Origin of the sequence: Rhizobium acidisoli (genome assembly GCF_002531755.2) — a bacterium.
Classification (GTDB): Bacteria; Pseudomonadota; Alphaproteobacteria; order Rhizobiales; family Rhizobiaceae; genus Rhizobium; species Rhizobium acidisoli.
The window spans coordinates 287,427-298,797 of record NZ_CP034998.1 but is presented as its reverse complement, the minus strand read 5'-3'; the positions used below and the strand labels follow the sequence as shown (position 1 = coordinate 298,797).

Sequence of the window (11,371 nt, the reverse complement as noted above, 5' to 3'; positions counted from 1 at the left end):
TTGGCGCGTCTGATAGGATGTAGGGCGCTACAGCAGAGATCGGGGAAACCGCCAGATGTCATCAAACCCGACGAGACGACCGGAAGAGGACGATAGCAGCGAGGAGCGCATCAAGCGTTTTCTCGCAACCGCCTCGCACGATCTGCAATCGCCGTTGCGCCATATCGCCATGTATGCCGAACTGCTGCTCGACGATCTCGAGGGAACGCTCGACGGCGAACAGCTTCAGAGCCTCCGGATGATCATGGAAAAGGCGCAAGCTGCGCAGCGCCTGACCAAGGCATTGATGAGCCTTGCCGGCGGAGCGCCTCAGGTGACGCCCGAAGAGGTCGATCTGCAGGCGCTGGCCGAAAATGTCTGGGGCGAACTGACCGACGAAATCGCGGTTTCCGATGCGACGCTGGAAAGCCAGGGCCTGCCTTCCCTCCGGACCGACCCTGCCCTGCTCGGCCTGGTGCTGAGGCATCTGCTGACCAATGCGCTGACCTATCGCAGCGAAGCGCCGCTTCATGTGGTCATCAGCGCGGAGCGGGAGATGGCGGATTGGTTCATCCGGATTTCCGACAATGGGGCGGGCATCGATCCGGCTTATCGGGAGCGGATCTTCGAGCCGTTCTGGAAATTGCCGAAGGTGGGAACGGTGCCGGGCGCCGGCCTCGGACTGACGACGGCGCGGGAGTTTCTGGCGGCGCTTGGCGGCGATCTCAGCCTTGAACATTCGGATCAAGACGGCAGCCGCTTCCTCATCCGCCTTTCGGTCGCCTGAGCTTCACGAGCGCATCTTTTCAGATGCTGTAATCGTCCTTCCAAAAATCCGGGACGTCATAGTTCACATATTCGCGGATGATGTGCTGCAGCGTCTGGGCGTCGATTTCGTCCTTGCCGATGCGGAAATCCACGCCGTAATCCGGGAATTCCTGGAAATAGCCGCCCGATATGTCGGTCGAGACGACGCCGATCGGGCCGGTGTAGCCGATGCCGCGCAGTTCCGGCACCGTTTCGCGGAAATCGGCGTTCGGCAGCAGGCGGTTGTCGAGCAGGATGAGATCGAAACGCGCCAAGCGGATCTTTTCCAGCGCGTCACCGATCGATGGCGAATATTCAACCTCGACGGCCGGCTCGGAGAGATCGGCGATCTTCTTCTTGAGCGCCCGGAATTCGATGAATTCGTCGTCGACGAAGAGAACCTTCACGGCATTCTTTCGCACAGTTTCGGTGGTCATCGACTTAATTTCCCCAATCCCGAAACCGGCTTCACGTGACCAAGCCGTTCCGCAAGGCGATCGCCACCATGTGAACGCGGTTGACAGCGTCAAGTTTACGCGCAGCCGCGGTGATGTGCGAATTGACCGTATGTTCGGAAAGACCGAGAATGATGGCGATCTCAGCCGACGTCTTGCCTTCGCTCGTCCATTTGACGATTTCCTGCTCGCGCTGGGTCAGCCGCCCGGACATTTCCTGCGTCAGGATTTCCTCATAAAGCTTGTCGAAAATCCGCATGGCGTCGAGAAGCATATCGGCAATCTCGCTCTGATCCGGCTCCTGACGCTCGCCGCTGAGGACGAGGCAATAGCGCCGCCCCTCGGGGGTGAACAGCGGGATGAACAGAAAGACGCCGCTCAGGAACTCGTTGAACACGAGATCGGAGCGATAATCTTCCGGCCGTGCGCTCCTGCCATGAACCGGCGTTGCCAGAAACTGGGCGGACTTTGCCCGAACGGTCCCGAGCGCTTCCTTCAACGTCGTGATGAAAAGACCGACACGCCGCTCGGCGACATTGGTGATGACGATATCGCGTTCCCCGAAAGGAGCCGAAGTCTCGGAAATGCGGGCAAGCGCGAAATTATCGAAGTTGTAGTGCTGTGCCGCCGACTTCAGCAGGCGGAAAAAATCGGTGCGGTTGATCGCCCGGCTCAGCTCCGGTCCGGCATGAAAGGGAATTGCCGGGGCGTTGTTCATTCCCACTCTTCCTCTCCTCGATGCCTCCGATCCCGAAATCTTGGGATATACGTCTTAAACGCGAAGAGCTACAAAAATTGCGAGACAGTTGATGACGAATATCGAAACGGGGACTTTCGGCATTCAAAGGCGGAAATCATCAATTATCTCAGCTACAGGTGATGCACGGGCAGATTTTACTGAGGGCAGTAGTTCTTACCTGGGTATCGTTTTCTTCCTGCATTCAACATCCAAGAATGCAGGAAGGCAGTGCCAGACGTAAGCGCGAGAGAGCCGACAGACCCATTTGGCTAAGGGGTTGGCTGATGTTCGTGGCGGCGAACGCGGGTCGATCGGTTCTCTCAGCGCTTATTTTGCCTATCATTTGCTTCGCTTCGGTTGCATCTTGTGGTGCGACCTCGACCTTGTCAATTGCGGTTTGTCAAATGGTTGGGACATGGGACGGGGAACAGGTTACCGGGCCTTCGCCGCTTCCTACAGCTCAAGATTGAGAATAATTCCGGCAAGATCAAGCGGCTTTTCCAGATAGGCGTCGGCGCCGGCCTCAAGCGAGCGCGCGCGGTCCTCGGCAGCATCCGAGCCGCTGCAGATGGCAAGCCGCATCGCCTTGAAACGGTCGTCCAGGCGCAGCCTGGTCACCAGGGCGATGCCGCTGTCGAGCGGCATGTAGAGATCGGCGACCAGCAGTTCCGGCAGCGCCCAGCCTTCCGCCGCCCGCTGCTCCAGCGCCGCCAGCGCCGTCTCGGCGGTCGAAAAACAGAATAGATCGACATCTATCTGCTGCTTCCTGCGGATATAGTCGAGATAGAAGAGATCATCCCTGCTGTCGTCGACGTAAATTATGGTTGGCATTCAGCACCATGATTTGGATATTGTTCGATGAACCTTGCTGTCCTTCGACGTCACGATATCGCGATTTCGCGAAAATTCGATCCTTCTTGTCGAAAAATCATTTCGGAAAAAGCGCAGCGCCGTTCTCCCCTGCCTATTGAGTATTCCTCGATTTCGGAAAAAATGGCCGCGCGAACCGAGGAGGACATGACGGGTGCAGGATAGTGGCAACGTGGACCTGCAGGACCAGCGGCAGCGGCAGCGCTACCGTGGCTTTGCGATTGCGGTCGGCTGCCTGATGTTCCTTCTCGGAATGAGCGCCCTTGCCGGCTGGCTATTGCAGATCCAGGTGATCATTTCGCTGGTTCCCGGCTTTCCGTCGATGGCCTTCAACACCGCGCTCTGCTTCGTGCTGTCCGGCCTGGGGCTTGCCGCCTCGACGCTGGCAGCCCGTCGTTTTCTGGTTGCCGCAACGGTCATGACAGGGATTGCGGCGGCGATCGCCGCGGCCCGGCTCTTGGAAATCGTAACCATCGGCCGGACGTTCCACAATATCGACCTGCTGATCACCCGCTTCGTCATTCCGCCCGATTTCATCGCGCAGATCGGCGGCGGCATGGGCCCGAACACGGCGCTGGTCTTCCTGATCGCCAATCTTTCGCTGCTGTTCTCTCTCTACGTCGAGAGGAGAAGCCAGGTGGTGCAGGAGCTGACGAGCTACATCGTCATCACCCTCGGCATGATCGCGCTCGCCAGCTATGTCACCGATGCCGAACAGGGTTACCGCTGGGGGCCCTATGCGGCGATGGCGCTGCATACGGCGGTCGGCATGGTGATCTTCGGCTCAGGCCTGCTCGCGCGCTCCTGGTGGATGCAGCCGGCAAACCGGGCACAGATTCCGCTCTGGATCCCGGCGGCGGTCTGCTTCACCGGCCTCCTCGTCGATCTCTATACGCCGCTCGGCGTTGCCAACGGCATTCTCTATGTGCCGCTGGTGCTGACGGCGCTGTGGTTCGGCAACAGGAATGCGCCGCTTTTCTTCGCGTTTGCCTGCACCGTGCTGTTGATGCTCGGCTTCTTCGCCGTCAGGCACGACGAGGCGGCATTCTGGCAGGAGATCGCCAACCGCACGATTACGGCTGCGACGCTCTGGCTGATCGCCATCCTCGTCTTTTATTTCATGCGCAACAATCATAACCTCGAAACCGAGCGCGTCCGTTTCGGCGCGCTGGTGCGCGGGACGCCCGATGCCGTCATCGTCATCGACGAGAGTGGAACGATCAGGAGCTTCAACCCGGCGGCTGAAAGCATGTTCGGTTACACCCCGCAGGAGACGATCGGCCGGAATATCAAGATGCTGATGCCCGAACCCTATCATTCCGAGCACGACGGCTATCTCGCCCATTACCGGAAGACCGGTGAGGAGCGCATCATCGGCACGACGCGCATGGTCTCCGGGCGCCGCAGGAACGGCATCGTCTTTCCGATCGACGTTTCCATCAGCGCCGTTTCCACCGGCGATGCGAAGATCTTCGTCGGCATCGTGCGCGATATCAGCGAGCGCGCCCGACAGGAAGAGCGGATGAAAACGACGCTTGCCCAGCTCGAGGCCTATACGGCCGAACTCGAGCGCAGCAATCACGACCTCGACGAATTCGCCTATATCGCCTCGCATGATCTCAAGGAACCGCTGCGCGGCCTGCACAACCACTCCCGATTCCTGCTGGAGGACTACGAAGACAAGCTCGACGACGACGGCGTGCGCCGGCTGAACCGGCTGGTGCGCCTCAGCCAGCGCATGGAAAAACTCGTCAACGACCTGCTGTATTTCTCCCGGCTCGGTCGGCAGCAGCTGGCGGTCAAACGCAGCGACATCGGCCTGATCGTCAAGGATGTCGTCGCGACCATGGAACTGCTGCTCGAGGAACGCCATGCCAAGGTCATCATCGACGGCCAGTTGCCGGATGTGGTCTGCGACGCGCCGCGGCTGACCGAGGTATTCCGCAATCTCATCACCAATGCGATCAAATACAACGACAAACCGGCGCCGCTGGTGTCGATCGGCTATCTCGATCGGTTCGTCGGCCAGGACGGCACGATTGCCCGCAACGTGTTTTTCGTCCGGGATAACGGCAAGGGCATACCCCAGGAATTCCATGAGGACATTTTCCGCATTTTCAAACGGCTGGAAAAATCGCAGGATTCCGACGACGGCACCGGAGCAGGCCTCACCTTCGTCCGCAAGATCATCGCCCGGCACAATGGCGATATCTGGCTGGAATCCGAAGTCGGCACCGGCACCACATTCTACTTCACTCTGGGAAAAAAGCGCGAGGGGCAGAATGCAGCAGCGTGACACGCAACCGATCCTGATCGTCGAGGACAGCGAAGACGATTTCGAAGCGACGATGCGCGCCTTCAAACGCACCAACCTGCGCAACTCGATCCGCTGGGCCGCCTCGGGGCAGGAAGCGCTCGACATGCTGGCCGTGATGGTGCCGAAACCGGGGCTGATCCTGCTCGATCTCAACATGCCGGGGCTTGACGGCCGCAAAACGCTGGAGGCGATCAAATCGAACGCCGGCTGGCGCAAGATCCCGGTGGTGATCCTCACCACGTCCGACGACGAGCGGGATATCGAAGGGTGCTATGCGCTCGGCGCCAATACCTATGTGCAGAAGCCGGTCGATCTCGACGGGCTGTTTGCGGCGATCCAGCGGCTGAAGGAATACTGGTTCGAAATCGCCATCCTGCCGCTCGAGGACTGACAGATTGGCGGAAGAGTGCAGCATTCTCATCATCGACGACAATATTGACGATCGCGAGGTCTATCGCCGCATATTGGGCCGCGTCTCCAGCACCGCCTATAGCGTCCTGGAGGCGGAGACGGGCGAAGAGGGCCTTGCGCTGAACGGCCGGAAGCGGCCGAACTGCATCCTGCTCGACTATTCGCTGCCGGGCCGCAACGGGCTCGGCGTTCTTGCCGATATTCTGGAGAACGATCCCGCCGCCAACGTCATCATGCTGACCGGCCAGGGCAGCGAGACCGTCGCCGTCGAGGTGATGAAGAGCGGCGCGCGCGACTATCTGACCAAGGATTCGCTGTCGCCCGAAACCCTGCATCGCTGCATCCAGAACGCCATCATGCACGGCATGCTGGAAGCGCAGCTGGAGCAGAAGCGGCAATCGCTCGAAATCTTCACACGCGCCATGGCCCATGATCTGAAGGAGCCGCTCAGGACGATCAAATCCTTCAGCCGCATCCTCCACGGTTCTGCAGCGCTTCCGGCCGACGACCGGGAACTGCTCGATTATGTGCTGAGTGCCGCCGACCATATGGAAGACCTGATCGTCAAGGTCTCGGGCTTCACCAGGCTCGAAGCCTCCGGCGGGCCGGAGCTCACGCCGGTTTCGCTTTCTGCCGTACTCGACCAGGTGGAGGACAATCTGCGCCAGCAGACCGAAAGCCGCGGCGCGATCATCATCCGGGGCACGCTGCCGGAGGTCATGGGCGATGCGACGCTGCTGACTCAGCTCCTGCAGAACCTCGTGTCGAATGCCATCCGCTATTGCGAGCAGAAGGTTCCGGAGGTCACGATCTCAGGCGAAGCCCATGGCGATTTCTGCCGCCTTACCGTCCGCGACAACGGGCCCGGCATCGATCCTCAGCATCGCGAACTGATCTTTCAACCGTTCAAGCGACTCGTCGGCCGCGGCATTGAGGGCACAGGGCTCGGCCTTGCCATCTGCCGCCGCATCGCGCAGCTGCATGGCGGCTCGATCTGGTGCGAGGCGGAGGACGGCCCGGGCGCCACTTTCGTTCTCGACGTGCCGCTCGCCGAGACGAGGCCCGAGCCGCCCGCTGCAGCGGCCATCCCGCACAGCGGCAAGCCGGCGGAGCAGCCGGGCGAAGGTGAAGGCAGGCTCGCCGAGGTGCTGCTGGTGGAGGACAGCCCGGCCGATATCCAGCTCCTGAAGATCAAGCTGATGCGGCGGGAGAAGGTGAATTTCAACCTGCATGTCGCCACCAACGGCCGCGAGGCGATGCGGCTGCTCGATGAACGCGCCGGTATTGCCGATCTGCCGCAGATCGACCTGATGCTGCTCGATATCAACATGCCGATCATGGACGGCTTCGAGGTACTGCGTGCGCTTTCCACCGATGTCCGCCTCAACCAGATTCCCGTCTGCATTCTCAGCACCTCAAGCGATGAGACCGACCGGCAACGGGCCAGAAATCTCGGTGCGCGCGCCTATATGGTCAAGCCGCCGACCCTGCAGCAACTCGAAGAGGCGCTCGAATATGTCGATCATCTGGAATTGCTGCAGCGCGGCGATTCGCTTGCGCTTTGTGCGGAACAAAACTAAGCGATGGTCATTGGCAACGGTATGACCTTCGCAGCTTTCATACTCGCGCTCCTGACGACACCGCTTCAATCAGGACTGCTTCCGATGGTATCAGGCATACATCACGTCACGGCCGTCACCCGAAAGGTGCAGGCGAACGTGGACTTTTACGCAGGTTTTCTCGGCCTGCGGCTGGTCAAGCAGACGGCCGGCTACGAGGACGCGACGCAACTCCATCTGTTCTACGGCGATGCTGTGGGGACACCGGGTTCGCTGCTTACCTTCCTCGCCTGGGAAGACGGTGCGCCCGGCCGGGCCGGCTACGGCCAGATCAGCGAAATATCACTGTCGATCGACCCCGCCAGCATCGGCTACTGGCTGACGCGCGCCATGAGTTTCGGCCTGCGCTCGGAAGGACCGGCCGATGAATTCGGCGAGCCCGTGCTCCGGCTGAAGGATCCCGACAACATCATCCTCAAGCTCGCCGGCGCAAAGGACCTGGTATCGCCGGCGGCCTGGCACGGCGCCTCGATCCCCGCCGAGCACGCCATCCAGCGCGTGCGCGGTGCGACCATGCTGACGGAGAAGCCGGCTGAGAGCCGCAGCTTTATCGAGAGCCATTTTGGTTACCGCTTCCAGGCCAATCGCGGCTCGATCGACAGGCTGGTTTCGCAGTCCGGCGACGTCATCGACGTGCGCGATGCCCGCGGCTTCTGGGCTGGCGCGCCGGGCACCGGGACCATCGATCACGTCGCCTTCCGCGCTGCCGACGATGAGTCACTGCATTCCGTCCGCAAGGCCCTGGAAGCCACCGACGCATCGCCGACCAACCTGCACGACCGTAAATATTTCCGCTCGCTCTATGCCCGCGAGCCCGGCGGCACGCTGATAGAGCTTGCGACCGACAAGCCGGGCATGATCGTGGATGAAGAGCAGGCCGCTCTTGGGACGAAGCTGTTTGCGCCGCCCGAAGCGATCACAAATCTCCATGATCTGAAGGTCGTGCTGCCGCAGTTTGCAATGCCCGGCCAGCCGCGCATTAATTACCGCGAGCTGCCTTTCGTCCATCGCTTCTACACGCCGCCGGATCCCGACGGCAGCGTCTTCGTGCTGCTGCACGGCTCCGGCGGCAACGAGACGACGTTGATGCCGCTGCTCAACAAGGCGGCACCGCGGGCGACACTGCTCGGCGTGCGCGGGCGGGCGACGGAGGAAGGGTTTCCGCGCTGGTACAAGCGCATCACCCCCTTCTCCTTCGACCAGAATGACATCAAGACCGAGGCGGAGGCTTTCGCGGCCTTCATCGAGGGTGCTGTCAAATCCTACGGGCTCGATCCCCAGAAGGTCGTCTATGTCGGCTACTCCAACGGCGCCAATCTGTTGAACTCGCTGCTCTACCTGCACCCGAACCTGGTCCACAAGGCGGTGCTGCTCCGCTCCATGCCGGTGCTCAGCGACTATCCGCATGCCGATCTAAAAGGCACCGACCTGCTCGTCATCAGCGGCAAGACGGATGCCTACGGCAAATATGCAAGCGAGCTGGAAGACCGGCTGAAGAGTTCGGGCGCCACGGTCGATTCCGACGTCATTCCCGGCGGCCATGATCTCGGCGATGCCGATGTGCCGATCATCCAGAAATGGCTGCTGCAGGAAAACCGCTAAAGCATGTCGCGCAAAAGTGTGCCGCGGTTTTGCGGCAACGACATGCGTAAAAACAAAAAGCGAAAGCGCGTCGCATGAATCAAGTTTGACGCGACGCGCTTTAACGATCAGCCTCGGCGGGCGACCATGATTCCGGCAAGCACGACGGCGCCGCCAAGCGCCTGCATGGTTCCAATCGCCTCATTCAGTAGCGCCCAGGCAAGGATTGCCGCGACGACCGGCTGCAGCAGCAGCGTCAGCGAGGAGAAAGCCGGCGGCAGATAGGCCAGCGCATAGGTGATCGCCACCTGCCCGCCGGCATGGCTGATAAAGGCAAGACCGAAGAGGATCGACCAGCCATAGAGGCTTGCCGGCAGCATATGGCCCTCATGAATGAGAGCAATCGGGAAGATGAAGACGGCAGCCGATGCCGTGCTCCACAGCATGATGCGGATCGTATCGAACCGGCTGCGCAGCCTGCCGATCGCCAGGATATAGCAGGCATAGAAGAAGGCGGCGATCATCGCGATACCGTCACCGCCGAGGTCGCCATTGCCGATGGCTGCCGGTCCGCCCTTCAGAATGACGACGCCCGCCAGCGCCAGGACCAGTCCGAGCAGGAAGACGCCGCTCGTCCTTGCCCGGAAAAAGACAAAGGCGATCACCGTGACGAAGACCGGTGCGAGGTTGGCCAGCAGCGTCGCATTGGCAACCGAGGTCATGGTGAGCGAAAGGTGCCAGGCGGCGAGATCGAGCGACAGCATGACGCCCGGCAGGATCAGCATGCCGTAATCGGAAAGGCTTTGCGGCTTCGGGCCTGCATGCTTCTTCATCAGCGAGACGATGAAGATCGGGATCAGTGCCAGCGCCACGCGCCAGAAGGCCGTCGCCATCGGCCCGACCTCGGAGAGCCGTACGAAAATCGGCGAGCCGCCGATCGCCGCCCCGCCGAGAATGAGGGCTGCAAGGGCGAGCCGATTGGAAGGCGAGGCTTCGGAAAGGGTGGAGGCAGCCTGCGACATGATCTCGATACTTCTGGTCGCCCGGAAGCAGGGCGATGGGATGTTGGCCGCCGTGAGTATCAGAAGTCGATCATGAACGACAGCCGCCAAGCGACATACGAATGCAAAATCAGACCGGATGCGTGTTTGCCGCGTCTGTCCGCAGCTTTCCGGCAATCTCGTTCGCGATGAAGAAGGCATGCTCGGTCACCTGCGGCAGGCCCATCAGCTCGCCGAAGGTGCCGCGCGCCAGCGGGCCGGAGATCAACAGCGACGGATCCGCCTCTCCTGACGGGCCGATCGCCTCCGAATGCCCGGTGCAGGCAAGGCCGAGGCCGGTGGGATCGAGCGACAAATGGCCGTTTGCCGCAAGCGCCGCAAGCCAGGGCTGGGTTTCGAGAATGCCGCCATGGGCCGGGCCGGTGGTGACGATGACGGCGTCATAACTCCGCTCCAGCGGCTGGCGCTGATGACGCGGCTGCAGGGTGCACAGGATGAACTCGCCCTCGATCCGCGCATCGACGACGGAGCCGGCAAGGATCTCGAGCCGGCCGGCAGCAATCGCCGCGTCGAGCACGGCCTCGACCTGCGGGGCGATGCGGAACCGGTGCACGTCCCAATAGGGACGCAGATGGCGGACAAGGCGGCGGCGTTCGGCAACCGGCAGCGCCTGCCAGAGATCATATCCCTGCGCCCGCACCTGATCGATCACGCCGTGCCAGCTGATCCCCTCCGCTTTTGCCGCATCGATGGCGATGCGGATCCTTGCCAGCAGCGAGCCGGCGGAATGGCCCGCATCGGCCAGGAAATCGCCGAAGAGCGGCTGCGGCACCGGCGCATGCCCGCGCGAACGCAGGCCACGGCGCGAGATCGCCATCACCGGACCCTCATGTCCGCGCTCGGCAAGCGAGGCGATGACATCGGCCGCCGTCAGGCCGTTGCCGATGACCAGCACCCGGTCATGCGGGCGGATGACCTCGAGCGCGCCTGGTTTGGTGGTATCGGCGATGAAACGCGGATGGGCCGCGAGCCGGCTCGCCAGCCGGCCGGGCGCCGCGGGCGCCGGATGGCTGGTGGCGATCACGACCATATCGGCCTCCGTCACGCCGCCCTTGTCGTCGCCGATCGTCCAGCGGCCGGCACGGCGCTCGACGCCGGTCACCGCGACACGGCAATGACGCACGCGTCCGTCTTCCAGCATTGGTTTCAGCAGCGAGGCGACATATTCGCCGAACAACTGGCGCCGCGGGAAAAGCGAGCCATCGGGCTGGTTGGCCTTGCTGTCGCCGGCAACGGCATCGCGGGCTTCGATCCAGGCCTGGAATTCGCCCAGATCGTCCGGCTGCAGGCTCATCTTGGCGGCCGGGACATTGATGCGGTGCGCCGGATCATCCGTGTCATAGGCAAGGCCGCGGCCGAGTTCGGCGCGCGGCTCGAAGACCAGGATAACGGGAGCTTCGCCGCAATCCGCCCGGGCGAGATGATAGGCGACGCCGGCGCCGGAGACGCCGCCGCCGATGATGGCGACGACAGTCCGTTCGGATTTCGGGAAAGGCTTGGACTGCATGGTGGCCGTATCATCGCTTTCGATG

At 61.9% G+C, this 11,371-nt stretch carries 11 protein-coding genes; 6 read left to right on the top strand and 5 right to left on the bottom strand.

Annotation, left to right across the window (positions count from 1 at the left end; translation table 11 throughout):
- Positions 1-55 precede the first annotated feature (55 nt).
- Positions 56-766 carry a sensor histidine kinase gene (locus CO657_RS01520; RefSeq protein WP_054183737.1) on the top strand — a complete coding sequence of 237 codons (711 nt, stop codon included), beginning with the start codon at positions 56-58 and terminating at the stop codon, positions 764-766.
- A 19-nt stretch (positions 767-785) separates the two neighbouring features.
- On the opposite strand, the gene CO657_RS01515 is transcribed toward CO657_RS01520, so the two are convergent.
- From CO657_RS01515 to CO657_RS01505, 3 genes are all read right to left on the bottom strand, one after another.
- Positions 786-1,223, bottom strand: a complete 438-nt coding sequence (locus CO657_RS01515; RefSeq protein ID WP_003588601.1) for a response regulator — start codon at positions 1,221-1,223, stop codon at positions 786-788.
- A gap of 31 nt (positions 1,224-1,254) precedes the next feature.
- On the bottom strand, positions 1,255-1,959 hold the full coding sequence (locus tag CO657_RS01510; RefSeq protein WP_054183738.1) for a helix-turn-helix transcriptional regulator: 705 nt from the start codon (positions 1,957-1,959) through the stop codon (positions 1,255-1,257).
- A 474-nt stretch (positions 1,960-2,433) separates the two neighbouring features.
- Complete coding sequence (locus CO657_RS01505; RefSeq protein WP_003588604.1) at positions 2,434-2,811, bottom strand: response regulator; 378 nt, start codon at positions 2,809-2,811, stop codon at positions 2,434-2,436.
- Between the two features lie 27 nt (positions 2,812-2,838).
- Here CO657_RS01505 and CO657_RS36570 point away from each other — a divergent pair, with 27 nt between their 5' ends.
- From CO657_RS36570 to CO657_RS01485, 5 genes are read left to right on the top strand one after another with little or no spacing between them, the layout of a single operon-like run.
- Positions 2,839-3,015 carry a hypothetical protein gene (locus CO657_RS36570; protein WP_156339786.1) on the top strand — a complete coding sequence of 59 codons (177 nt, stop codon included), beginning with the start codon at positions 2,839-2,841 and terminating at the stop codon, positions 3,013-3,015.
- Positions 3,005-5,146: a sensor histidine kinase gene (locus CO657_RS01500; protein WP_054183739.1), complete on the top strand. Its 2,142-nt coding sequence runs from the start codon at positions 3,005-3,007 to the stop codon at positions 5,144-5,146. Before CO657_RS36570 ends, CO657_RS01500 begins: the two co-directional genes overlap by 11 nt.
- Entirely contained in the window at positions 5,133-5,558 is a 426-nt protein-coding gene (locus CO657_RS01495; protein WP_003584210.1) for a response regulator, read from the top strand. The genes CO657_RS01500 and CO657_RS01495 overlap by 14 nt, the downstream gene beginning before the upstream one ends.
- Before the next feature lie 4 nt (positions 5,559-5,562).
- On the top strand, positions 5,563-7,158 hold the full coding sequence (locus CO657_RS01490; RefSeq protein WP_054183740.1) for a response regulator: 1,596 nt from the start codon (positions 5,563-5,565) through the stop codon (positions 7,156-7,158).
- 21 nt (positions 7,159-7,179) lie between these two features.
- On the top strand, positions 7,180-8,799 hold the full coding sequence (locus CO657_RS01485; RefSeq protein ID WP_197283897.1) for a VOC family protein: 1,620 nt from the start codon (positions 7,180-7,182) through the stop codon (positions 8,797-8,799).
- 107 nt (positions 8,800-8,906) lie between these two features.
- On the opposite strand, the gene CO657_RS01475 is transcribed toward CO657_RS01485, so the two are convergent.
- Both CO657_RS01475 and CO657_RS01470 read right to left on the bottom strand, forming a co-directional pair.
- Positions 8,907-9,800, bottom strand: coding sequence for a DMT family transporter (locus tag CO657_RS01475; RefSeq protein WP_003588612.1), 894 nt, complete (start codon positions 9,798-9,800; stop codon positions 8,907-8,909).
- 109 nt (positions 9,801-9,909) lie between these two features.
- Positions 9,910-11,346: an FAD/NAD(P)-binding protein gene (locus CO657_RS01470; RefSeq protein ID WP_054183805.1), complete on the bottom strand. Its 1,437-nt coding sequence runs from the start codon at positions 11,344-11,346 to the stop codon at positions 9,910-9,912.
- Positions 11,347-11,371: the final 25 nt, after the last annotated feature.

Bases quoted from the DNA above. Each gene is read 5' to 3' on its own strand.
- CO657_RS01520 (WP_054183737.1), top strand. From the start codon at position 56: ATGTCATCAAACCCGACGAGACGACCGGAAGAGGACGATAGCAGCGAG.
- CO657_RS01515 (WP_003588601.1), bottom strand. From the start codon at position 1,223: ATGACCACCGAAACTGTGCGAAAGAATGCCGTGAAGGTTCTCTTCGTC.
- CO657_RS01510 (WP_054183738.1), bottom strand. From the start codon at position 1,959: ATGAACAACGCCCCGGCAATTCCCTTTCATGCCGGACCGGAGCTGAGC.
- CO657_RS01505 (WP_003588604.1), bottom strand. From the start codon at position 2,811: ATGCCAACCATAATTTACGTCGACGACAGCAGGGATGATCTCTTCTAT.
- CO657_RS36570 (WP_156339786.1), top strand. From the start codon at position 2,839: ATGAACCTTGCTGTCCTTCGACGTCACGATATCGCGATTTCGCGAAAA.
- CO657_RS01495 (WP_003584210.1), top strand. From the start codon at position 5,133: ATGCAGCAGCGTGACACGCAACCGATCCTGATCGTCGAGGACAGCGAA.
- CO657_RS01485 (WP_197283897.1), top strand. From the start codon at position 7,180: ATGACCTTCGCAGCTTTCATACTCGCGCTCCTGACGACACCGCTTCAA.
- CO657_RS01475 (WP_003588612.1), bottom strand. From the start codon at position 9,800: ATGTCGCAGGCTGCCTCCACCCTTTCCGAAGCCTCGCCTTCCAATCGG.
- CO657_RS01470 (WP_054183805.1), bottom strand. From the start codon at position 11,346: ATGCAGTCCAAGCCTTTCCCGAAATCCGAACGGACTGTCGTCGCCATC.